The organism is Pantoea sp. RSPAM1 (assembly GCF_038816185.1).
Lineage (GTDB): Bacteria > Pseudomonadota > Gammaproteobacteria > Enterobacterales > Enterobacteriaceae > Pantoea > Pantoea ananatis.
Window position 1 is genome coordinate 1,482,896 of the sequence record NZ_CP046137.1, and the last position, 25,012, is coordinate 1,507,907.

Annotated in this window: 10 protein-coding genes; 8 read left to right on the forward strand and 2 right to left on the reverse strand. The window is 56.1% G+C overall.

What is annotated here, in order from left to right:
* Positions 1-660: 660 nt before the first annotated feature.
* From GKC68_RS07590 to ompC, 5 genes are all read left to right on the forward strand, one after another.
* Positions 661-13,818, forward strand: a complete 13,158-nt coding sequence (locus GKC68_RS07590) for an Ig-like domain-containing protein (protein WP_342656727.1) — start codon at positions 661-663, stop codon at positions 13,816-13,818.
* A 659-nt stretch (positions 13,819-14,477) separates the two neighbouring features.
* On the forward strand, positions 14,478-15,833 hold the full coding sequence (locus GKC68_RS07595) for a TolC family outer membrane protein (protein ID WP_028724954.1): 1,356 nt from the start codon (positions 14,478-14,480) through the stop codon (positions 15,831-15,833).
* A 26-nt stretch (positions 15,834-15,859) separates the two neighbouring features.
* Positions 15,860-18,007 carry a type I secretion system permease/ATPase gene (locus GKC68_RS07600; protein WP_047715427.1) on the forward strand — a complete coding sequence of 716 codons (2,148 nt, stop codon included), beginning with the start codon at positions 15,860-15,862 and terminating at the stop codon, positions 18,005-18,007.
* On the forward strand, positions 18,004-19,170 hold the full coding sequence (locus tag GKC68_RS07605; RefSeq protein WP_342656728.1) for an HlyD family efflux transporter periplasmic adaptor subunit: 1,167 nt from the start codon (positions 18,004-18,006) through the stop codon (positions 19,168-19,170). Before GKC68_RS07600 ends, GKC68_RS07605 begins: the two co-directional genes overlap by 4 nt.
* Before the next feature lie 585 nt (positions 19,171-19,755).
* Positions 19,756-20,883, forward strand: a complete 1,128-nt coding sequence (gene ompC, locus GKC68_RS07610; RefSeq protein ID WP_028724951.1) for a porin OmpC — start codon at positions 19,756-19,758, stop codon at positions 20,881-20,883.
* Between the two features lie 35 nt (positions 20,884-20,918).
* On the opposite strand, the gene GKC68_RS07615 is transcribed toward ompC, so the two are convergent.
* Both GKC68_RS07615 and GKC68_RS07620 read right to left on the reverse strand, forming a co-directional pair.
* Entirely contained in the window at positions 20,919-21,068 is a 150-nt protein-coding gene (locus tag GKC68_RS07615) for a hypothetical protein (protein WP_173647285.1), read from the reverse strand.
* 145 nt (positions 21,069-21,213) lie between these two features.
* Positions 21,214-21,327: a hypothetical protein gene (locus tag GKC68_RS07620; protein ID WP_028724950.1), complete on the reverse strand. Its 114-nt coding sequence runs from the start codon at positions 21,325-21,327 to the stop codon at positions 21,214-21,216.
* A 145-nt stretch (positions 21,328-21,472) separates the two neighbouring features.
* On the opposite strand from GKC68_RS07620, the gene apbE reads away from it, so the two are divergent.
* The 3 genes from apbE (at position 21,473) to GKC68_RS07635 (ending at position 24,902) form a co-directional block, all read left to right on the forward strand.
* Positions 21,473-22,513 (forward strand): FAD:protein FMN transferase ApbE, encoded by a 1,041-nt coding sequence (gene apbE, locus GKC68_RS07625; protein WP_028724949.1) that lies wholly within the window; start codon positions 21,473-21,475, stop codon positions 22,511-22,513.
* Between the two features lie 10 nt (positions 22,514-22,523).
* Positions 22,524-23,165 carry a DNA oxidative demethylase AlkB gene (alkB, locus tag GKC68_RS07630; protein ID WP_013026478.1) on the forward strand — a complete coding sequence of 214 codons (642 nt, stop codon included), beginning with the start codon at positions 22,524-22,526 and terminating at the stop codon, positions 23,163-23,165.
* Between the two features lie 84 nt (positions 23,166-23,249).
* A complete protein-coding gene (locus GKC68_RS07635) occupies positions 23,250-24,902 on the forward strand; it encodes a multidrug ABC transporter permease/ATP-binding protein (RefSeq protein ID WP_263793873.1) in 1,653 nt (550 codons plus the stop codon).
* Positions 24,903-25,012 lie beyond the last annotated feature (110 nt).

Consider the following 25,012-nt stretch of genomic DNA (forward strand, 5'->3'; position numbering starts at 1 on the left):
GTAGCATTAATTTGCTGCAAAACGTTGTGAGAACACAGGTTTAACAGGTTATACGGACCGCGTTTATCAGCCCGGTCAGAGGCCAGTGTACCCACTTTTATCGCGACAAATTTTTTTTCCAGAACTTTCCTGGCATAACCCGCGGGTGAACTCCCGCACCGGCCCTCTTTCAGGAACGATCTGCATCACAGTTTAGTGATGTGAATTGCTTAGCTGAATTTGAGTATCGTGCAGCAACCCAGAAAGCAAAAAAACAGAGATTTTTCCGGCACTTTTGCAATTTACTGGAAATATTTAGCAATGTTTTGACACGAAAAAACATGTATTCCGCCCTTTCCCTCCACGTTAAATAACAAAAATTGCTAATGTTATTTTCATTAATTCATAAATAAAACTGCATCTTATGATTGATTTTTAAACGCAGTCAGTTAAATATTGATTGCACGATGTTGCCATTTGTGAGCATCGATTACTAAAGGTTTTAGAAAAAAACATCATTACTTGCAGGCCAGCCCTTTTATTAGTCTGTTTGCTTAAGTTGCCTCCACCAGGTTGAAACGTTTTTCAACATGCAGCATGAAAAAACGCCAATGAAAATCATAACTTATTTTTATGTTTTTCATTTCAGCTTATTAGATATTATGGTGGAGAAGGCTTAAGATGGCAGAACTCACTCAAAGTCGCGTCGATATCATTTCTCGTGCAAATGGTACGCTTACGTCTCAGGTCGACGGCGGCTTAACGCAAACAATCACTCTTAATGAACCGAGCGTAGTACGCATTAATGGTACGCGTGAGGCTGTCGTACAATACCAACGTCAGGGCGACGATCTCATCGTCCAGATGCGTGACGGAAGCACCGTTCGCTATAAAAAATTCTTCCTCGACGATGCCGCAGGTGACCACAGTGAACTGGTCTTTGATGATGGCGTGAACCCACCAGAGCATGCACTCTTTCCGACAACGGCAGGCGCAACAGATTTAGCGACGACATCCATGACGCCCGGTTTTGAGTCACTGGATAACGTGGAGCCGCTCCTGCTGGCTGATAACAGCAATATTTCTACCGGCCTGATGACGGCGAGTGGTGTTGGCCTGTTGGGACTGGCGGGTGTAGCACTGGGCACCAGTCGCGGCGGAGGCGGAGGCGGTGACACACCGGCAGCACCGGGAACGCCTGGAACGCCAGCAACACCGACCCTGACCGTTAATCCCTTTGCCGGTGACAACGTCCTGGACAACAGCGAGAAGGCCAGCGATCAGCTGGTCTCCGGCACCACCAGCAACGTGGAGGCGGGCCAGACCGTCACCGTGACGCTGGGCGGCCAGACCTATACCACCACAGTCGGGCCGGACGGCAGCTGGAGCCTGAGCGTGCCGTCGGCGGCGCTGACCGCGCTGGCCGCGGGCACCACCACGCTCAGCGTGACCGTGAGCAATGCGGCGGGAACGGCGGCGAGTGCTGAGCAGGTGATTACGGTCGACGCGCCGGTAACCACGCCGGGCGCACCGACCCTGACCGTTAATCCCTTTGCCGGTGACAACGTCCTGGACAACAGCGAGAAGGCCAGCGATCAGCTGGTCTCCGGCACCACCAGCAACGTGGAGGCGGGCCAGACCGTCACCGTGACGCTGGGCGGCCAGACCTACACCACCACAGTCGGGCCGGACGGCAGCTGGAGCCTGAGCGTGCCGTCGGCGGCGCTGACCGCGCTGGCCGCGGGCACCACCACGCTCAGCGTGACCGTGAGCAATGCGGCGGGAACGGCGGCCAGTGCTGAGCAGGTGATTACGGTTGATGCGCCGGTTACCACGCCGGGCGCACCGACCCTGACCGTTAATCCTTTTGCCGGTGACAACGTCCTGGACAACAGCGAGAAGACCAGCGATCAGCTGGTCTCCGGCACCACCAGCAACGTGGAGGCGGGCCAGACCGTCACCGTGACGCTGGGCGGCCAGACCTATACCACCACAGTCGGGCCGGACGGCAGCTGGAGCCTGAGCGTGCCGTCGGCGGCGCTGACCGCGCTGGCCGCGGGCACCACCACGCTCAGCGTGACCGTGAGCAACGCGGCGGGAACGGCGGCCAGTGCTGAGCAGGTGATTACGGTTGACGCGCCCGTTACTCCTCCCGGCCCACCGACGATAACGGTGAATGACTTTGCGGGTGACAACGTCCTGGACAACAGCGAGAAGACCAGCGATCAGCTGGTCTCCGGGACCACCAGCAATGTGGAGGCGGGCCAGACCGTCACCGTGACGCTGGGCGGCCAGACCTACACCACCACAGTCGGGCCGGACGGCAGCTGGAGCCTGATCGTGCCGTCGGTAGCGCTTGCTGGGTTAGCGGCGGGAGCGGCCACCATCGACGCAAGTGTGACGAACAGCGCAGGTAACAATGCGACAGACAGTCAACCGTTTACCGTCGAAGCGCCAGCAGGTGCAACAGGTACACTGGTTATCACGCAGCCGCTGGGCGGCGACGGTTTCATTAACGCTCAGGAAGTCGCACAAGGATTGACCGTAAAAGGATCGGTCGCAGGGGTGGCCCAGGGGCAGCAGGTCGTTGTGAACTTCAATGGTGTCGATTACACCGGCACCGTTGATGCCAATGGACTGTGGTCCGTCATCATTCCGTCCGGTGCCTTCAGTGGCGTCAGTGATGGGGTGAAACAAATCACCATCAGCACCGTGGATGCCAATGGTAATCTGCTGTCCAACACCGCCGATATGACCCTGCAGGCCACTACGCTGCCTGCTATCTCGCTTGACAGCGGCTCGCTAAGTGACGGTATTCTCAATAATATCGAAAGCAGCAGCGATCAGGTTTTAAGCGGTAATACCGGCGTCACCGGGGCTGGCCAGCAGGTACAGGTTCAGCTCGGCGGTAAAATCTATGACCTGCCAGTCAATAATGACGGAAGCTGGAGTGTGACTATACCTGCGGCCGATCTGGCTGCACTGCCACAGGGCAATAATCCGCTTGTGGTGAGCGCGATCGATCAGGCCGGGAATGTGGTGACCCAGACCAGCACGATCAATGTTGATACGCAACCGCCTTCATTAGGTGTGGATCCCGTGAGCGGTGACAATACGCTCAGCGTAAGCGATCTGACACAGCCGCTGATATTGAGCGGTACCGGGCAAAATGGCGATCAGGTCACGATGTCACTTAACGGCAGATTCTACCGCACGCTGGTCAGCACCAATGGACGCTGGTCATTGCTTATCGATCAGTCCGATTTGGCCGCGTTACCCTCGGGTAGAAATCCTTTTACCGTCACCATTACCAACGCCAATGGCAGTCAGACGACGTTCACCAGCGAACTGAACGTCGCAACGGCACCAGAAGTGCAGCCAACATTGAGTGTGAACAGCGGCACCTTTGCGGGTGATGGCGTACTGGATGGCTCAGAACAAAAACTGCCACAAACGCTCACCGGTACTTCAACAAACGTAGAGGCCGGACAGCAAGTTAGCGTTACCATTAACGGCATAACCTATACCGGTACGGTAGAAGCCAGCGGTAACTGGAGCATTGTTATACCACCCGTAGCACTGGCAACGCTGGCTCAGGGCAGCCAGGCTCTGGCCGTCACCGTGGTGAATGCCGCAGGTAATACCACCAGCACCGAACTGACCTTCCAGGTTGACGCAACAGGAAGCAGCGTTGCCCTGGCTCCGGCAGGAAACAACAATTATCTTAATGCCGATGACGTGGCCAGTGAGGTCGTGCTCAGCGGTAGCACCAGCAATATCCCGGCTGGCAGCATTGTTAACGTCACCGTTAACGGTAACAGCTACACCGGTACGGTAGGCGCGGATGGCACCTGGACGGTGACGCTGCCAGCGGGCAGCCTCGTTGGCTTACCCAACGGCGCGCTTCCTGTGACCACCACCATTACCGATGGGGACGGCAATACGCTGGCAACCAGCACCTCGAATATCAACGTTGTGGCGACTGATTTACCGGTTGCGACACCGGGCAATGCGTTTGTCGATGGCGTACTGAACGGCAGTGAAGCGGCAGCGGGCGGTGCCATCACCGGCAACAGTGGCGTAACCGGGGAAGGCCAGCGCGTGGTGGTTACGCTCAATGGCGTCAACTACAACGGTATTGTCGATAACACCGGTAACTGGCAGGTGAACATTCCTTCAGCGGTGCTCTCAACCCTGCCACAAGGATCGGTGCCTTATACGGTTACCCTTACCGACATTGCCGGCAACACCAGTAATGCCGCCGGCAACGTAACGGTTGATACCTTACCGCCAGTCCTGACGGTAGCAACACCGTCTGGCGATGGCGTTCTTAATGCCGTTGAACTTCAGCAGCCCCTGGTCCTGAGCGGTAACAGCGAAGGTAATGCCGTTATCGTAGTCAACATTAACGGAACCAGCGTCAGCACCACCGCCAATCCGGACGGTAGCTGGACGCTGGAAGTACCGGCTGCGGCACTGAACGGTCTGACCAACGGCAGCTATCCCCTGACCATCACCGCTACCGACACAGCGGGCAATATCACAACGAACACCAGCAGCCTGACGGTGAAAGCCGATGCGGCTTCATTACCCACGCTGACCCTGAACCCATTTGCCGGTGACAATCTGGTAGACGGCGCTGAACGTCAGGTCAATCAGGAACTGTCGGGCACCACCACCAACGTGGAGGCGGGGCAGGTTGTGACGCTGACCGTGGGCAGTGATGTGTTTAGCGGTACCGTCCTGGCGGACGGATCGTGGCGCCTCACGGTTCCTGCTTCCGTTCTGTCGACTCTGGCTGATGGTAGCGCCACCTATACGGTTGCCGTGAGCGATGCCGCAGGCAATACCACCTCGACGGATCTTGCGTTGACGGTCAACAGTAATGCTTCCGGTGTGGCACTTGATACGATAAGCGGAGATAACTTCCTGAATGCCAGCGAGGCGGGAGAACCGTTAATCATTACGGGAACCACCGTCAATGTGGCACCAGACAGCACTGTCACGCTGCAGTTTAATAATGTCACTTACACCGCCGTGGTCTCTGCTGGCGGTACATGGAGCGTGATTGTCCCACCATCCGCTCTGGCAGCCCTCACGGATGGCCCTGCGACCTTAACGGTAACGACGACGGATACCACGGGCGCGGCGCTGAGCAGTTCAGGCACGCTCAATGTCGCGATTAACAATGTTCCCAATCCTGTGGTGATCACGGCCTTCGGCGACGGGATCCTGAATGCCACGGATATTTCCAGCGTACAGCAGCTGAGCGGAACGACCGGCGTAAGCGGTGTGGGCCAGACCGTGAGCGTTTCCCTGGGCGGCAACGTTTATACCGGTACGGTAGACGGAAATGGCAACTGGCGAGTGAGTCTTCCTGCCAATGCCTTAGTCGCACTAAATGAAGGCAACACGAGCTATACCGTCACGGTCACGGACGCGGCAGGGAACAGCCGCGAGGTAAGCGGTAACGTTAATCTTGACCTCACACCACCGACCCTGACGCTTGATCCCGTCGCCGGTGACAATATCGTAGACGCCGCTGAAAGCACGGCGCCGATCGTCCTGAGCGGCAGCAGCGATGCGGGTGAAGGGCAGATTGTGACCATCGTCCTGAATAAACAGGTATGGAACACCACGGTAGGCGCTGACGGCAACTGGAGCTTTGCGCTGCCCGCAGGCACCCTGGCAGACGTCGTAGCGGGCAGTTATACCCTGACGGTGAGCGTCAGCGATCCTGCGGGTAACCTTTCAACTGAAACCCGTGATATTACCGTGGCGACCGGTACATTAGCGATAAGCATTGATACGCCCTTTGCCGACAGCTATCTGGGGCAGATTGAGGCAGCCAGTGAACAAACGCTGACAGGCACGACAGGGCTGACCGGCGCAGGCCAGATTGTGACCGTCACGCTAGGCGGTAATGACTATGCAGCCACGGTGGATGCTCAGGGCAACTGGACGGTCACGCTGAGTAGTACCGTCCTGCAGGCCTTGCCCGAAGGCGCGAATACGCTTGTCGTCACCGTCAGCGATGCGACAGGCAGCAGCGGCAGCTTGAGCAGCGCAATCATCGTCGACTTTACCCCACCGGAACTCAGCCTGAATCCTGTAACCGGTGATAATCTGATTAACTCACTGGAAATACTGCAAAATATTCCCGTTTCGGGTACTGCATCGCTGGCCGATGCAGGGCAAACGGTGACGGTGACGCTTCAGGGCGAAACCTATCAAACCCTTGTCTTGTCTGACGGCACCTGGGTTCTTGAGATACCTGCCAGCGTCATGCAGGGCTTACCGGATGGCCCTTACTCACTGGACGTCACGCTGACCGATGCCGCAGGCAACCAGACCACGCTCACCCAGACCCTGACGCGGGTCGCTGACAGCGCGTCGCTTCCGGTACTGACACTCGATGCCATCAGCGGGGATAACTACCTTAACCAGGGCGAAGCGGCTGCGGACTTAACCATCAGCGGCGGCAGTACCAATTTGACCGCGGGTCAGGTGATCACCGTTTTGCTCAACGGGCAAAGCTACACTGGGGAAGTGCAGGCAGATGGCCGCTGGACGGTGACCATTCCACAGGCTGACGTCAGTGCCTTACCGGACGGGCCTCAGAGCGTGGTGGTGAGTGCCGCCGACAGCGCAGGCAATCCGACCAGCAGCGACGCAACCCTCAATGTTATCGCCAGTGACGCGGCGCTGCCGACCCTGAGCGTGAATGTGGTCGCCAGTGATGACATTATCAACGCCATTGAAGCCGGATCGGATCTGGATGTCAGCGGCAGCAGTACGCAACTGGCAGAGGGAACGGTAGTGACCGTTACGCTGAACAACGTCGGCTACACCGGCACCGTTGACGCGGCGGGTAACTGGACGGTCTCCGTGCCGTCTTCAGCTCTAAGTGGTCTGCCTTCCGGCTCGCAACAGACCTTTGTCGTCACGGCAAATGACGTGGCAGGTAATACTGCCCTGGCTAACCACAATGTTGCGATTGACACGACATTACCGGTATTGAGTGATATCAGCCTAAGTGCAGGCACATCGCTTAATCTGGCCGAGTCGCTGCAGGATATGACCGTGAATGGCAACAGCGATCCGGGCGCGCAGATCACCGTCGTCCTGAACCAGGTCACCTACACCACCCGTGCAGATGAGAATGGTGTCTGGTCACTGGCGATCCCCGCCGCGGATTTGCAGCAGCTCAATGACGGGCTCCAGACGCTGACGATTACCGCAACGGACGCCAGCGGCAATGTCACTACCAACACCAGCACCACGCTGGATGTGGCCTTCCGCACACTGCCAGAGCTGACGCTGGATACGCCGTTTGGTGATGGCATCGTCAGTCAGGCCGATGCGGCCGGTGAGCTCACCCTGAGCGGCAGTGCGACTAATCTGCCAGAGGGCAGCCCGATCGTGGTGACGATCGGCGATCAGCCATTTAATACGACCGTCGGTGCCAATGGTGCATGGACCTTAACGCTGGCGCCGGGCGCACTCGATGCATTACCTGATGGCCTGACCCAGGTGGTGGTGACGGCCAGCGATGCGGCAGGCAACCCGGCTGAAGTCAGCGCAGGCGTTGAGATTCTGGTGACCGTACCGGCCAATCCGACGATAGCCGCCACGTTGTTTGGCGATAATGTGATTAATACCAATGAAGCCGCCTCCGTGCAGCTAATCACCGGCACTACGCCGTTTGGCGATGGACAAACCGTCAGCGTCAGTGTAGACGGCACGGCGTTAACCGTCTCTGTCGATGCGAACGGTAACTGGAGCGCCAGTCTGCCGCCCGACGTGATTGCCGGTCTGGCAGACGGAACGCACACGATCAGCGTGATCACCACTGACCGGGCCGGGAATACTTCTGTTGCCGTTACGCAAGACTTCACGACGGCCACGGCACCTATCCCCGCGCCGACGCTGAATACGCCATTTGGTGATGGCCGTATCAACGCGATAGAGGCGCAGGCAGATGGCACACTGAGCGGCAATCTGAATATTGATAATGCCGCCTCCGTTACGGTAACCGTCAACGGTACGGCTTATGCCGCCACGCTCAACGGTGATGGCACCTGGTCCCTGGCTCTGCCATCGGCATTACTGCAGACGCTGCCAGACGGTAACTGGCCCGTCGCGGTAACCATGACGGACACCAACGGCAATACGGCCACGATAAACAGCAACATTGTGGTGGCAATACAAACCCTGCCGGATGTCAGCCTGACTCTGCCGTTCGGCGATGGAGCACTGAATGCGGCTGAAGCGGCACAAGACCAGACGCTGACCGGCTCGACAGGTATCAGCGGCGAGGGCCAGACAGTCACGGTGACCATTAGCGGCTTTAATAACGATTTGCCACTCAATGCAACCGTTCTGCCGGACGGAAGCTGGTCACTGGTCCTGACGCCGGCGCAGATGGCGCAGATCCCCAACGGCAGTCATGTTATTACCGTCAACGCCACGGATATTGCCGGCAACACCGACAACACCACGCTCAATGTGGTCACCGCCGTCACCGTTCCCGTGCCCACCTTTGCTGACCTGCAGTTTGGTGGTGATAACGTGCTGAACATTAGCGAGGCTGCTGCTGGCGTAACGCTGACCGGGACGACCGGTAGCCTTGGTGCAAACCAGGCGGCAAGCATCAGCGTGGATCTGGATGGAACACGCTATCCGGGTACCGTTGATGCGAATGGTAACTGGAGCGTCACGATCCCACCTAATGCGTTGAATGCCATCGGAAGTGGCCCGCACAGCGTGACGGTGAATGTGGTGGATGCAACGGGTAATCCGGCTACGGCACAGTTTGATTTTACCGCCGATCTGACACCGCCAGCCCCGAGTGTGGATCCGCTGCCACGCAACGGCTATGTCAATGCCACTGACGTCGAGAACGGTATCACTCTGACGGGCAATACCGGTGAAACCGGTGCCGGGCAACAGGTTGTGGTGACTATCGGCACCACCGATTTCACTGCCCAGATAGCGGCGGATGGAAGCTGGACATTGCCGTTGAGTAACGCGCAACTGAGCGCCCTAACCGATGGCACCTATTCGTTAGCCATTACCGTCACCGATCCTGCCGGTAACAGTACGACGCTCACCGAATCCCTGGTCATCGACACCACGGCGCCAACGATCACCGGTGTGACGTTTGCAGGTAATGATGGGCTGGATTATGCCGAGAGTATTCAGCCTCAGGTGTTAAGCGGCATCGCCAACGGTGCGGAGACCGGGTCAGAGTTAACCGTCACCTATAACGGCACGCTATTAGGTACGGCGGTTGTCGGTGCTAACGGTGCATGGAGTCTGACCCTGACGCCAGAACAAATGAGCACCTTCGTCGCACCGGATACCACGTTAACGCTTGCCGTCAGGGACCTCGCGGGCAATCCGGTCACGCAGGATCTGACGGTGTCAGTTGATCTTACACCACCACCAGGACCGCTGGTCACGCTGGGCACCGTATCGGGTGATAACATCATCAGCACGGTCGATCAGCAGGCAGGTGGCGTCGTGGTGAGTGGAACGTCACAAAATCTCGGTGCCACCGGTGTCGTTACCGTCGTGATCAACGGCGTGGATTACAGCACGACGATTGATGCTAACGGCAACTGGACGACGACAACCTTAGCGGTCAGTGATTTTGGCAGCACTGATGGCCCGGTCACGATTACCGTCAATGCCACCGACGGAACGGATACCGTGACCACCAGCGGCACCGTTCAGATCGACCTGACGGCACCGGTACTGACGATTAACAGCTTCACGGGTGACGATGTGGTTAACGCCAGTGAAAGTTCGACGCGTCAGATCATTAGCGGTACGGCGGACACCAGCGAAACGGGACGTACGGTAACGGTAACCCTGAATGGCAAAACCTACACGGGGATCGTGCAGGGCGACGGCACCTGGTCTACCAGCGTGCCAGCCAGTGATATGCAGGCGTTGGCCAACGGTGAAACGACCATTAATGCGCAGTTGACCGATGCCGCCGGTAACGTGGGCAGTGCCAGCCGGACCATTAACGTCGATACCGCAGCCCCCCTGATTGAGATTGACGCCTTCCTCGGCGATAACCTGATTAACGCCGCCGATATTGCTGTCGGGCAGGTATTAACGGGCCGGACAACCGGTGCGGAAGAGGGGCAAACCATCTCCCTGTACGTGGGCGATGGCGCCCCTGTTGCCACCGGAATCATTGGCGCTAACGGCGTCTGGAGCATTGACCTCACGCCGCAGGTGCTGTCCAGCCTCAACGACGGCGCGCTGGTCTTTGGCGTACGCGTTAACGATCAGGCTGGCAACCAGACGGATGCCACGCTTACCGTAAACAAAGTGGTCAATGCCGCCTTGACGCTGGTAGTGGATTCCGTCTTTGGTGATGGCACGCTGAGCGCGATCGACACCACGATTGCCCAGACCATTACCGGTACGGCTACCTCTGCAGGCGTAGGCGCAACCGTCGCAGTCACAATCGGCGGCACCACCCTGACCAGCGCTGTGGGCCAGGACGGGAAGTGGGCGATTATTGTTCCCCCGAGTGTTCTCGGCCTGCTGAGCGACGGTGAACTGGCCCTGAACGTGACGTTAACCGATGCAGCAGGCAACAGCCGCAGCGTGGGTGAAACGGTCAATGCCATCGTGAATGCCGTACCGGTCGTGAATAACCTGACCGGCCTGTTTGGCGGCGATAATCTGCTGAATATTGCCGAGGCCGCAGTCGATCAACAGATTGGCGGGATCATTGAGAACGCGGCAGTGGGTTCACGCGTGACCGTTATCCTGGGGACGAAGACGTATAACACCACGGTGCAGGCCGGTGGCAACTGGAGCGTGACGCTGCCGTCCGGCGATCTCTCTTCCTTGCTTAATGGCAATCTGACGCTGGGCGTGACTGTCACCGATGCCGTCGGTAACGTAGCCAGCAATAGCGCCACCATTGGTATCTTCACACAAACGCCGACCATCAGCCTGACGTCACTGTTTGGGGATGGCGTGCTTAACCTGGTTGATATTGCCACCAGCCAGACCATCAGCGGCGTGGTAAATAACGTTGCTGCCGGTTCGGTGGTCACGCTGAACATGGGGAACAGCCAGGTCACGGCAACGGTCGGCAGCAACGGCACGTTCACCGCCACGGTTGCGCCGGCTATTTTAGGGACTCTGACGCAGGGAAATCTCACGATTGGTGCCACGGTCACCGATCAGGCCGGTAACACCGCCTCCACCAGCGCCGGTATTCGTGTCGATACGATCGCGCCTACCCTCACGATCAGTCCACTGTTTGGCGATGGCCTGTTGAGTGCCGCGGATGCGTTACTGGGGCAGACGATTGGTGGCGTGGTGAACGGGGCAGAGGCCGGTTCTCGTGTCGTCGTGACGATTGGCGGCCAGCAAATTGTGACGGCAACGGACGCCAGCGGGAACTTTGCTGTGTCACTGACGCCAAGGCTGCTCCAGGGCCTGACGGACGGTACGCTGACGGTCGGCGTCAGCGTCACGGATGCGGCAGGGAATACGACCAGTGGCACGGCGTCGGCAACGGTAGGAATTAATACCTTACCTAAAGTCACGCTCAACCCACTGTTTGGTGACGGCATTTTGAATATTGCCGAGTCGCTGGTCACCCAGACCATCAGCGGTACCACCACCGGCGTAGCCGCAGGCAGTACCGTCAGGCTGGCGATTGGTAATACCACGGCAACGGCGACCGTTAACAACGACGGCACCTTCTCGGCCACGGTTTCCCCCGCCATTCTGGCTACGCTGCTCGGCGGTAACTTTACCGTGAGTGCCTCGGTTACCGACGCCGTGGGTAACACCACCTCCACCAGCGGCGGTGTGCAGCTGGCGCTGACTCAACCCACCCTGACGGTCAATACCGTGTTTGGTGACGGCATCCTCAGCGCTGCGGACCTGACCTCTAACCAGACCATCAGTGGAACATCGAATCTGGCTGCCGGGGCGACGGTCAGTGCTACGCTCAACGGCATTACCTATTCAACGAAGGTAATCAGCGGTGGCAACTGGACAATCAGCGTGCCGAAAGGGGATTTAACCGGCATCAGCGATGGCCTTAAAGCGGTTGCGGTGAGCGCCACAGATGTGAATGGCAACACCGTGACAGGCAGCGGCAGCCTGACCGTCATCAGTAATACCCCACCTGCCGTCACCATTACTTCATTGTTTGGTGATAACGCATTAAGCGTTACCGATGTGAAAACCACCCAGACGATTAGCGGTACGGCGACTAATGCGGAAGGGTCGCTGGTGCAGGTGACGATTGGCGGCCAGACCTTTACTACCACGGTCAGCAGCAACGGCAACTGGAGCCTTCCGGTTTCGGCGTCTAACCTTGCGGCGATCGCGGATGGTCTCTATACCGTTACGGCAAGCGTGACGAATGGCCTGGGTAACAGCGGTAATGCCTCTGCTTCGCTGGGCGTTGCCAGCCGGACCACGCCAACGGCGGGCATCAACAGCTACTTTGGTGGGGATGGTTATCTGAATATTGCCGAGGCGAATGTTGCAGAAACCATTAGCGGGACGAGCAGTAACGCGATTGGGGGGCAGGTTTCCGTCAACGTGGCGGGCAACATTTTCACCACGACGATTGGCAGTAACGGTGCCTGGAGTATCAGTGTGCCGTCAGCCACACTGAAAAGCATTGCGGATGGCAGCCATTCTGTAGCCGTTACTATCACCGACGTGGGCGGTAACAGCACCACAGCTACCAGCAGCTTCACGGCGCTGTCGCACAATCAGCCGCTTCTGGGCGTCGATCCTGTGTTGAGTGTGGTGTCATCGCTGATCAACGGGCTGACAGTGCAGGGGGGCTCTCTGAATGCGGCGCAGGGGTCAAAAGTCAGCGTTACGCTGCTGCTGGCTAACGGCAGCAACGGGCCGACGATTAACACCACTACGGATGCGCTCGGACGCTACGCGGCTAACTTCAGCCCCGCGCTGTTGTCGGTTGGGGGACTGCTGTTGTCGCTCAATACGCTGGCGAAGGTCACGATTACGGATGTGGCTGGCAACAGCTACACCACGACCAATACGCTAGTATTAGGCGCGTTGTTGCCGATCACCACGGCGTCAACGACCGAGTCCGTTGCGCTGTTCTCGCTGGTGGACGACAGTGCAACCGCGGCGGGCCATGATATGCAGCACAACACGCAGTCCAGCGAAGAGGCAACGCCGACGGTGCATGTGGCTTCAACGCTGACCACCGAAGCCGATGTGGCCGCGCCGGTCAATGTGCCGGAGGACAATACCGGCGTCGCGGCGGCGGCAGTTGCTGAAACGGCCGCCGTAACAGAAACGCCTGTTGACGAAAGTTACAGCATTGGCGGGGTGGTGATTACGCTTGCGGATGGCAGCACCGTGGAAGGCGCATCGGTAAATGGGAGTAGTGGTGCCGATACGGTTGTGGTCAGCGATCTGAACTTCAGTCATATCGATGGCGGTGCAGGAACCGATACGCTGGTGCTGAACGGCGATCATCTGACGTTGGATCTGACCGATCTTGGGCTGAAAGTGGAAAACATTGAAGTGCTCGATCTCGGCCAGAGCGGCACGAACGCGGTGAAGCTGGATCTCAACGAGGCGCTGAATATCACTGACCAGCAAAGCGATGATCTGGTGATTAAAGGGGCTGACGGTAGCCTCGTCACGCTGGTCAATGGCCAGGGTGACACGTGGGAAATCAGTGGCGAACGCATGGTAAATGGTCAGTCCTACGAGGTCTACCATAACTCGGCACTCGCCAATGACAACACGTTGGGCGATGTTCTGATTCAACACAATCTGCAGGTACACATCGTGTAAAATACGATATTTACGGTAAACACTTACCCACAGCAGCGGTTGCGCAAGCTTCCGCTGCTTTTTTCTGCAACGTGGCTTTCAACATTCCGCCACGCTTCCTGGCAACGTGTCAGCAGGGGTAAGCACGCCGTGAGGGCATCCGGCCACTGGCGGATAGATGAAACAGGCCGTTTTATCTTGACTTCGTGTAACGCTGTTCCGACCCAGAGTAACGGGCAGATTAACGCCGGTTCGACAGGAAGCGTAATCGTCGCCTTCGGATACCGCCTTGCCTGACAACCGCCCCATTAATCACCATCACGAGACCTTCCAGACTCTGAGAGTGCTGTGTCCCGACTGACAGCCGCTCGCCACTCAATGATAAGCAATGTGACTTTTTTAAAATTGATGTCGTTTATTTTATCTTAAGCAGTAGCGGGGAATAGTATCTGTCTAAAAAATCGCCTCTCAGTAAATATATTTGATAATTGGTGATTTTTAACATGATCCCTTTCTCTGTATGTACTATTAATAGTAACTCGCGCTTAGCGGTCTTTACTGAAAGCATTAATTAAATTAACAAAAAAATGCGTGATGCTTATCGCGGCCTTGCTTTTTTTACATACTGAAATCACCAGGACGTCATCGAATGATCACAAGAAAACCTGTTGGTATGAATAATGAACAAAGCGCGTTTAGCCCTGTTTTTTTACGCTCTGAATGGCCTGGCCCTGCCCGCGGCATTTGCCGCCCCCTTACCCAAAGCGGAGTTCAACTGGCGCGCCGCACCCAGCGAAGAGCAGGTCGCCATTTTGACCCTGCGGGAAGCCATCCTTCGAGCCTTCGCACGCAACCCAAAAATTTCCGAGGCGGCGGCGCAGATTCATATTGGTGAAGGCGATCTGAGTGCCGCGCAAAGTGCCTGGTATCCCCAGATATCGCTTCAGGGGGCCGCGGGGCGCTCACATCAAACCGACTCATCTGGCAGTCTGAATAACAATGGGTCCGGTGGAATCACCCTCAGCCAGCTGTTATATGACTTTGGCCGCACTAACGGTGCCATTGACGAGCAGCATGCCCTGTCAGATGCCTACCGTTTCGGGTTATTTGACGCCATGACGCAGGTGGCTAAAGAGGCCTTACAGTCTTATCTGGAAGTCAAACGTTATCAGGCACTTGCCGCCACGGCACAGACGAATATCGCCTCGCTGGAGCACGTACGCGACATTGCCAAAATGCGTGCAGATGCCGGACTCAACTCTCAGTCGGATGTGCTGCAGGCCGAAACCCGTATCGCCGCCATGCATGCCACGCGTGAACAGTATCTGGCCCAACTGCGCTCTGCCAACGCGCAGCTTACCGTCCTGACTGGCGTGGTGCCTGCCACGCTGCCCGAGCTGCCCCAGGCGCTGTTACAACAGCAAATCACCCTGGATAAAATCGCCTATGAAAACAGCGCATCGGTGCGCAGTGCGCAATACAAACAGGAAGCCGCCCGCGAACGGGTCCGTCAGGCGCAATCGGGTCACTGGCCCAGCATCAGGGTTCAGGCTGGCCGGACACGTTACGAAAACGATACCCGCTCATACTGGGACGACGAAGTCCAGCTCCAGGTAGAAGCGCCGCTCTATCAGGGTGGTCTCGTCAATGCCAAAACCCAGTCAGCGGAGGGCGATCGGCTGGCCGCCCAGGCTGCGGTACAGCAAGCCAAACTCACGATTAATCAAAACGCCTCCACATCTTACGCCGATATGCTCGGTGCTCAGCAGCGTCAGCTGGCGGGAGAGGCGCAGTTAGCCAGCGCGGAACATACGCGCAACGTGTATGCCGATGAGTACCGACTCAGTAAACGCAGCCTGAACGATCTGCTTAGCGTTGAGCAGGATGTGTTTCAGGCCGACAGCGCGCGAATCACTGCGCTTTATGACGGGTGGGACGCCACCGTCCGTTACGCCGCTGCCGTCGATAACCTGCTCGACATCATGGGTATCGATCGTCAAAAAAGCAGTGGTGATCTTCTTCCTTCTTTGCAATAGCCAACCCGTTCTAAAAGGCGCGAACAATGAGTGCACAAAACCCGACAACCGATAACTGGATTGCTGCGATGTTGCGCGTGGCGGCACGCTTCGGTAAGCCTGCAGAAGGCAAAACGCTTCGCCAGCAAATGCGCTGGTTTGAACACCTGCCGGTGTCGCAGCAGCGGGATCGCCTGTGCGGGCTGCTGGGTCTGCATTTAACCATGGTGCCGCAGAACCAACTGCGCTGGCGGCAGGACATCACGCCCGTGGTGCTGGTGATGGAAAATAACAGCGTCGCCGTGCTGGAAGAAATCGATGGCAAGGGTGGGGCGCGCTACTGGCTTAGTGAAGGCGGGGATGTCATTCGGGAAGGCGAGCTGGCAAGCCTGCTCTCCAGAGCCCAGGGGGACATTGGCGTGATTGGCGTGGCCGCGCGCGGAAGAGATGCCCGCATTGATGAATTCGTACAGCCCTATGAACCCCACTGGTTCTGGAAAAACTTTCGCGGCATGGGCCGGCGAATTGGCGAAATATCTCTGGCATCGATAATCAGTAACGTCCTGGCACTCGCCGGTATTCTTTTCTCAATGCAGGTATACGACAGGGTTATTCCGGCGCAGTCCGAGGCGACGTTGTGGGTGCTGTTTGTCGGCGTGCTCATTGCCGCCGCCATTGAATATTTGATTCGCCTGATGCGAACGCAGGTTTCTGACCTGATGGGGAAACGCATCGATCTGAACGTGTCCGCCATGCTGTTTGCCCGGGCGATGAATATTCGCAATGAGTCACGGCCTAAATCCACCGGCTCTTTCATCTCCCAGCTGCGTGAAATCGATCAGGTTCGTGAGTTACTGACCTCAACCACCGTCGGCGCTGCCGCAGACTTACCCTTTGTCATTCTGTTCCTGTTTATCATGTCGTTTATCGGCGGCTGGCTGGTACTGATTCCGCTGGCTGCTATTCCGCTCATTATTATTCCAGGGATGTTAGTGCAGTTCCCTATGGCGCGTCTGGCAAAAGCCGGACTGCGCGAAGGCGCGCTGCGGAATGCCGTGCTGGTCGAAACGATAGAAGGCATTGAGGATATCAAAGCGCTGCAGGCCGAGCCTTACTTTCAACGCCAGTGGGAGCAAACCCACGAGGTTAGCGCCTCGATTGGCAATCAGCAACGTCTGTGGGGCGCCAGGCTGACCGGCTGGGCTTCCACCGTGCAGCAACTGACCTACGCGGGCATGCTGGTGTTCGGGGTTTATCTGGTACTGGATTCACAAATCACCACCGGTACGCTGGTGGCCTGTAGCCTGCTCTCTTCGCGCACCATTGCGCCACTCATGCAGCTGACCATGGTGTTTTCTCGTTGGCAGCACGCCAAAACCGCGATGAAAGGGCTGGATGAGCTGCTAAAAAAACCGCTCGATAAACCCGAGTCGGCCACCATGGCGCACTGTCCAACCCTGACCGGCCACTTTGAACTGCGCAACGTGCACTATACCTACGACGAAGAGAACGAGAAAAACGTGCTCAATGTGCAGCAGTTGAACGTTAAGCCAGGGGAGAAAATAGCCATTCTGGGAAAGGTGGGCGCGGGCAAATCTACCCTGTTAAAAATACTGGCGGGCCAGGCGCAGGCCAGCCAGGGAAAAGTGCTGGTGGACGGCGTGGATATGGCACATATCGATCCGACCGATTTGCGCCGCCAGCTTGGCTGGCTGTCCCATGATTCGCGGCTGTTTTTTGGCACGCTCAGGCAGAATCTGCTGCTCGGCAATCCCCACGCCAGCGAACAGGAAATGCTGCAGGCGTTACGGATTAGTGGCGCGCTGTCGCTGATTCAGCAGGATGCGGCCAGTCTGGATCGCGTGATCAATGAAGGGGGGCGAGGGCTGTCAGGTGGACAGCGGCAAATGATCATGCTCAGTCGAATGATCCTGCGCCAGCCGCAGGTGGTGCTGCTGGATGAGCCAACGGCCGCCATGGATGAGCAGCTTGAAGAGCATGTCATCCGTCAAATGCAGGGCTGGATCAGTGGACGCACGTTGATTCTGGTGACGCATCGCCCCGCGCTGCTGAAGATGGTCGATCGCATTGTCGTGATGGATAACGGGCGCATTATTGCCGACGGTGCGAAAGAGCAGATATTGCGGCGCGCAACTCAGAACGTCCCGGAAGCGACACAGGGAGGTGCGGTATGAGTGCGATCATCGATAAAGACCTTGCCAGACACGAGCGGCGCACCTCCGCGATCATCTGGCTGTGTACGGCGGCGCTGGCCTTTTTCCTGATCTGGGCGCACTTTGCCATTCTTGATGAGGTAACCGTAGGGACCGGTAAGGTTACGCCATCTACGCGCGCCCAGGTCATTGACAGCCTGGACGGTGGCATCGTTAAGCAGCTCAACGTGCACGAGGGCGATATTGTAGAAAAGGGCCAGATACTGGCCACGCTGGACCCAACCCGGTTTCAGTCTAACTTTGGTGAAGTACAGGCCAGAGTTCGCACGCTGCGTGCTTCATCGGAGCGGCTCAACGCTGAACTGTCGGGAATTCCACTTAAATTCAGTGCTGAGACGCAAAAAGAGCCGCAGCTGGTGGCGCGTGAGAGACAGCTGTATGAATCGCGTCGGCGTAACCTCACCGAGACCATCAACAACCTGCAACAGTCTTTGCGGCTGGTACAGGATGAGCTGCGGTTAACTGAACCGCTGGTGGCAAAAGGCGCGGCGGGGCAGGTTGAAGTGATTCGCCTGCGCCGCCAGGTCAGCGATCTGCGTGGAAAAATCGATGAGGCGCGTAACGATTATCTGGTCCGCGCTCATGAGGAACAGGTAAAAAACAATGCCGAACTCGACGCTCAGCTACAGGTAGCCGCAGGCAAAGAGGATCAGCTGACGCGCGCCACGCTCTATTCACCCGTGCGCGGCATCGTTAAAGATATTCAGGTCACCACGGTAGGTGGTGTACTCGAACCCGGCGGAAAAATGATGGAAATCGTCCCCCTGGAAGATCAGTTACTGATTGAAACCCGTATCAATCCCCGTGATATCGCCTATATCCGGCCCGGGCTGGCGGCCGTGGTGAAAGTCACAGCCTATGACTCATCCATTTACGGGGATTTAACCGGCGTGGTGGAAACCGTTTCGCCTGATACCTTGCAGGATGAAGTTAAACGCGACCAGTATTACTACCGGGTTTATGTGCGTACGCAAAAAGCAGAACTCACCAACAGAGGTGGACGACGCTTTCCTATCGTACCGGGCATGGTGGCGAACGTGGAGATAAAAACGGGGCAGAAATCTGTCATGGACTATTTGCTTAAGCCGTTGAATAAAGTCAAAGAATCAATGCGCGAACGCTAATATAGCCCACGTTTTCTGACGTCGCGTATTTTAGTTACGTTGCGTGATAAATTAGCCGCTGAAGTTTACCTGCTGAGGCGGTATATTGCGCGAAATAAACCCATAAATACGGTGAAGAATGACGCAGCTATCCCGGTTATTCAACTCTTTAAGACGATCAAGAAAACTTTCAGGCAAAAAAAAGCCGGGCAATAAGCCCGGCGATATATAAGGGTAAAAAAAATCATTCGGGGTGAATGAAGATAAGAAATAAATGATGATAGCGGGGGTAAGTATATTGGCTGGCGAATAATAAGTTTTACCATTGAGTGCTTAGGATTATTCCCAATAAAATCATTCTGATAGCTATTATTTTCAACCCGGTTGTCATTTTGTGCTTTATTTTTTATCACTCCGTGCGGCTAATAAGTTCCCATTTATTTACATATGGCAATAAATTTTACAGATTATGAAACACTTTCGGAAATTTAGTAGCATTTTTACGATGGATTATTACCCATTATGAAACAACAATGGTTTGCCGACCAATATGACTATCGGTTTGCAGTGGCAAATATAAAAGGCACATAACAGAGGGTAATAAAAATGAAGCGTCACATTCTCTCCCTGGCGATCCCGGCATTACTGGCAGCAGCGGGCTCGGCAAATGCGGCTGAAATATACAATAAAGACGGCAATAAATTAGACCTGTTCGGCAAGGTTGACGGATTGCACTATTTCTCGGACAACGACGGTGCCAATGGCGACCAGTCTTATGTTCGTTTTGGCTTTAAGGGTGAAACCCAGGTAACAGATCAACTGAGCGGCTACGGCCAGTGGGAATACCAGGCGGCGCTCAACAATTCAGAAGCACAGGGTACGGCAAACAGCTATACCCGTGTTGGTTTTGCAGGACTGAAATTCGGCAATGCGGGTTCCTTCGACTACGGTCGTAACTACGGTGTGGCTTACGACATCGGTGCATGGACTGACGTTCTTCCTGAGTTTGGTGGCGATACCTATGGCGCAGACAACTTTATGTTCCAGCGTGGCAACGGTATGGCGACCTACCGCAACAATGGGTTCTTCGGTCTGGTAGACGGCTGGAACTTTGCAGTTCAGTATCAGGGCAAAAACGATAACCCAACGGAAGCAAGCGGCGGGCGTGATGTGCTGGGTGAAAACGGCGACGGCTGGGGTCTGAGTACGACCTACGATCTGGGCTCCGGTTTCGGTATCGGTGCGGCAACCTTCCAGTCGGATCGTACTAACAACCAAAATGGCAATGCGCCGGGCATTCTGGGTCGCGGAGATAAAGCGGAAGCTTATACCGGTGGTCTGAAATACGATGCTAACAACATTTACCTGGCTGCGATGTACACGCGCGCCTATAACGCGATCAGCTTTGGCGACAGCACAAGCGGTAATCAGCCAAACACGGCTTACGGCTATGCTGACAAGGCTGATAACTGGGAATTAGTGGCACAGTACCAGTTTGACTTTGGTCTGCGTCCTTCTCTGGCGTACGTTAACTCACGCGGCACCGATGTGCAGAACTGGGGCAAACAGAATCTGAAGAAATATGTCGACGTGGGTGCGACTTACTACTTCAACAAAAACATGTCGACCTATGTTGATTATAAAATCAACTTACTCGATGACAACGACTTTACCAAGGCCGCCGGCATTAATACCGATGACGTGGTGGGCGTAGGCCTGGTGTACCAGTTCTAAATGTCTCAGGGAGCGCCCATGCGCTCCCTGATTTATTAATCTGCCGGGTGTTCCGGCTCGTGATCGTCCTGTGGCACGATCACGTTGCCATATCTGGCCCCCTCGAATGCCACACCTGAAAGTGTAAACGCCGCAAAACTCAGCCAGTTTTGCATCGCAGTCATTACGGTTTCCGACTTATCCATCCCACACCTCTCAGCAACACAGTTAAGGTTTCTGGTGCAGGAATCGTGCCAGCCCAACCGCTCTCATAGCCACGGAAAAACAGGTGATTTTGCTACAATGGCGCGCGAATTAGGGGGCTGATGACCTTAAATGGTGCAGGGGCGATCAACGACGGCGCAGATAAGCGGTTGGCATGTTGCGGTTACGGCGTTGCTGCCAGGTTTTATAGCTTCCTAGTACGAACAGGCCCAGCGCAGCGGCAAGGATTACATAAATCATCTGTGACTCCTTATTCTGACGCTCTCAGGAGCGAGCGGAACGTAGCAGTGTGATCGACCTCATAAGTTTTATCAACCATGTTTAAGTTACTTTACTTAGCGTTTGTGCTTTGAAATATGCATAGATGACCTGTTACGGATAAATAATGATGCGTTTTAAGATAAATCTCCTGTTTGTAGCTTTAATGTCATTGTTAATGGGATGTGACGACACGTCATCCAAAGCCCATGACGCCATGGTGCTGGAAGGCAAAACGATGGGAACGGTGTGGCGAGTCAGCCTGGCAGGCGTCGAGGCTGGACGCAGAGCGGCACTACAACAGCGCATTCAGCAACGACTGGACGCCGATGATGCGGAACTCTCGACGTGGAAACCAACGTCAGTGCTGTCACGTTTTAATCAGAGCCGTGCAACAACGCCTCAGCCGGTGAGTGAAAACATGGCTGATATCGTGACGATTGCGCTGCGTATCGGCAAAAAAACCTCGGGCGCCATGGATATTACGGTAGGGCCGCTGGTGAATTTATGGGGGTTTGGCCCCGATAAGCAGCCCAGCCATATTCCGGATGACAGCCAGATTGCCGCGGCCAAAGCCCTGACCGGCTTACAGCATTTACGTGTCATACAGGGAGGCGAAGGCCAGTGGTTACAGAAGGATTTGCCTGGCTTGTATGTTGATCTCTCAACGGTGGGAGAAGGGTTTGCGACCGATCACCTTGCGCGGCTGATGGAACAGGAGGGGATTAACAATTACCTGGTCTCAGTTGGGGGGGCTGTTTTATCCCGCGGAATGAATGCGCAGAACCAGCCATGGCGGGTGGCGATTCAGAAACCGACCGATCGCGAAAATGCTGTGCAGGCACGAGTAGACCTGCAGGGACACGGCATCAGTACATCAGGCAGCTATCGAAACTATTATGAGTTAGACGGTAAACGTCTTTCACACATTATCGATCCCGCGACCGGCCGCCCGATTGACCATAAGCTGGTGTCAGCGACCGTGATTGCCACTACGGCGCTGGAAGCGGATGGCTGGGACACCGGCCTCATGGTGTTAGGGACTGAAAAAGCCAAAGCCCTGGCGATTAAAGAGAAACTGGCGGTGTATTTGATCACCCGGGAAGGCGATCGCTTCGTCAGCTGGATGTCGCCCCAGTTCTCTGCTTTTATTATTCCATCTGACTGAGAGAACCGCTATGCTGGATCTGTTTAGTGATGCCTCACCCTGGCAAGAACCTCTGGCTGATGGTGCGGTGATTCTACGCCGTCGCGCACGTGATGAAGCGGAAGATCTGTATCAGGCCATGATGGCAATCGCAGAATGCAATCCGTTTGAGCACCGCATCACGCCGGGCGGACATCGCATGTCCGTTGCGATGACCAACTGTGGGGATTTCGGCTGGTCGACAGACGCGCGCGGTTACCGATACAGTGAACAGGACAGCAGCAGTCAACGTCCGTGGCCGGCAATGCCGGATGCGTTTCGCCGGCTGGCGCAGCAGTCGGCTGAAGAGGCCGGCTTCCCGGGCTTCAATCCGGATGCCTGCCTGGTTAACCGCTACGAACCCGGCGCTAAGCTGACGCTGCATCAGGACAAGGATGAAAAAGACTTACGCCAGCCCATCGTTTCAGTGTCCCTGGGCCTGGCGGCGGTTTTTCAGTTTGGTGGCTTTGAGCGGGGCGACCATGCACAGCGGGTTTTGCTGGAACATGGCGATGTGGTGGTGTGGGGCGGGCCTTCGCGACTGCGCTACCACGGGATCCTGCCGCTCAAGGCGGGCATCCATCCGCTCACCGGCGCCTTTCGCTATAACCTGACATTCAGGCGGGCTTTTTAACCTCCGCTCAAAGTGCGAATAACTATTGCTATCATTTGCCATCACATTACACTGCAGGCTGATTTTCATGTCTGGTAAGGTTTTATGGCGTTGTTAAATGTGGTTTTCTGCCAGTATCGCTGGCCGTTTATTGGCGTAATTTTGCTCACCCTGCTGAGTGCCGCATTGGGTATTGGCATGATTGCTTTTATCAATAGCGAAATGATCGTCGCCGTGAATACTTCCCTGACCGTTCTGCCCGCGTTTCTGTTCCAGGTCGTGGTGCTGATGGGCGTAACGCTGGCCTCACAGCTGGCGCTGACCTGGCTGGGCCATCAGTTTGTCTGGCGCATGCGTGGCGAATTTATCAAGCGTATCCTGGACACGCGCGTGGAGCGCATTGAACAGATTGGTAGCGCACAACTGCTGGCGGGATTAACCAGCGATGTTCGGGCAATCACCCTCGCTTTTGTCCGATTGCCGGAGTTAATTCAGGGCATCATTATCACGCTCGGTTCAGCGCTGTATCTTGCCTGGCTGTCACCCAGAATGCTGCTGGTCACCAGCGGCTGGCTGGTCGTGACTATCATCGGCGGCTGGATGCTGGTATCGCGGGTTTATCAGCACATGGCGAAGTTACGCGAAGTCGAAGACAATCTCTACCGCGATTACCAGACGGTGATCGCGGGGCGTAAAGAGCTACAGCTTAACCGTGAGCGTGCCAGACTTATCTATGAAACGGTTTATCAGCAGGACGCCAGCATATACCGGCACCATATTGTGCGTGCCGATACCTTTCATCTCAGTGCCGTTAACTGGTCAAACATCATGATGCTGGGCGCTATCGGAATGGTGTTTTACATGGCTAACAGTCTGGGATGGGCCAATACGGCCGTCGCGGCCACCTTTTCCCTGACGTTGCTTTTTTTGCGCACGCCGCTGCTGTCCGCGGTCGGCGCTCTGCCTACGCTACTGAGCGCTCAGGTCGCCTTTCGCAAGCTCAATACCTTTGATCTCGCGCCCTATGAACCTGACTTTCCCGCCTTTAAAGGCGAAACCGACTGGCAGACGCTTGAATTGCGAGATGTGACCTTTCACTACGGGGATAACGGTTTTCAGGTCGGACCGGTTAACTTGCGGCTCCAGCGCGGCGAGCTGGTGTTTTTAATCGGCGGTAATGGGAGCGGCAAATCGACGCTGGCCATGCTACTCACCGGACTGTATCGCCCTCAGTCCGGCAGTCTGTTAATCGATGGCAAACCGGTTGATATTGGCGACCTCGATCGCTGGCGCAAACACTTTTCCGCCGTCTTTACCGATGTCCATCTGTTTGATCGCCTGATTGACAGCAAAGGCGATCCGGCGTCACCTGCCCGGATTCAGCAGTGGCTGGAAAAGCTTAAAATGCAGGACAAACTAAAGGTTGAAGGAAATAAGATCCTGAATCTGCAGTTGTCAAAAGGGCAAAGTAAAAGGCTGGCGCTGCTGCTGGCCGTGGCTGAACAGCGCGATGTCCTGCTGTTGGATGAGTGGGCAGCCGATCAGGATCCCCATTTCCGCCGGGTTTTCTATCGTGAACTACTGCCGGCGTTACAGGCCGCCGGTAAAACGGTATTCGCCATCAGCCACGACGACCACTACTTCATTCATGCCGATCGTCTGCTGGAAATGCGTGAGGGGAATCTGTACGAATTAACCGGCCATGCTCGCGACCACGCCAGCCTGGATGCCGTCAGGCTGACTGATACCGGATTGTGATGTCTGATGAACGCGATTGACAAGGCTGCCGAATGCCTGAGTATCACACGCAAAAGAAGGCGCAGAGGGCAGATGCATAAACGATAAAGCCGCTCAGGGTGAGCGGCTTA

Bases quoted from the DNA above. Each gene is read 5' to 3' on its own strand.
- GKC68_RS07605 (WP_342656728.1), top strand. From the start codon at position 18,004: ATGAGTGCGATCATCGATAAAGACCTTGCCAGACACGAGCGGCGCACC.
- GKC68_RS07590 (WP_342656727.1), top strand. From the start codon at position 661: ATGGCAGAACTCACTCAAAGTCGCGTCGATATCATTTCTCGTGCAAAT.
- apbE (WP_028724949.1), top strand. From the start codon at position 21,473: ATGATGCGTTTTAAGATAAATCTCCTGTTTGTAGCTTTAATGTCATTG.
- GKC68_RS07635 (WP_263793873.1), top strand. From the start codon at position 23,250: ATGGCGTTGTTAAATGTGGTTTTCTGCCAGTATCGCTGGCCGTTTATT.
- alkB (WP_013026478.1), top strand. From the start codon at position 22,524: ATGCTGGATCTGTTTAGTGATGCCTCACCCTGGCAAGAACCTCTGGCT.
- GKC68_RS07600 (WP_047715427.1), top strand. From the start codon at position 15,860: ATGAGTGCACAAAACCCGACAACCGATAACTGGATTGCTGCGATGTTG.
- GKC68_RS07620 (WP_028724950.1), bottom strand. From the start codon at position 21,327: ATGATTTATGTAATCCTTGCCGCTGCGCTGGGCCTGTTCGTACTAGGA.
- ompC (WP_028724951.1), top strand. From the start codon at position 19,756: ATGAAGCGTCACATTCTCTCCCTGGCGATCCCGGCATTACTGGCAGCA.
- GKC68_RS07595 (WP_028724954.1), top strand. From the start codon at position 14,478: ATGAACAAAGCGCGTTTAGCCCTGTTTTTTTACGCTCTGAATGGCCTG.
- GKC68_RS07615 (WP_173647285.1), bottom strand. From the start codon at position 21,068: ATGGATAAGTCGGAAACCGTAATGACTGCGATGCAAAACTGGCTGAGT.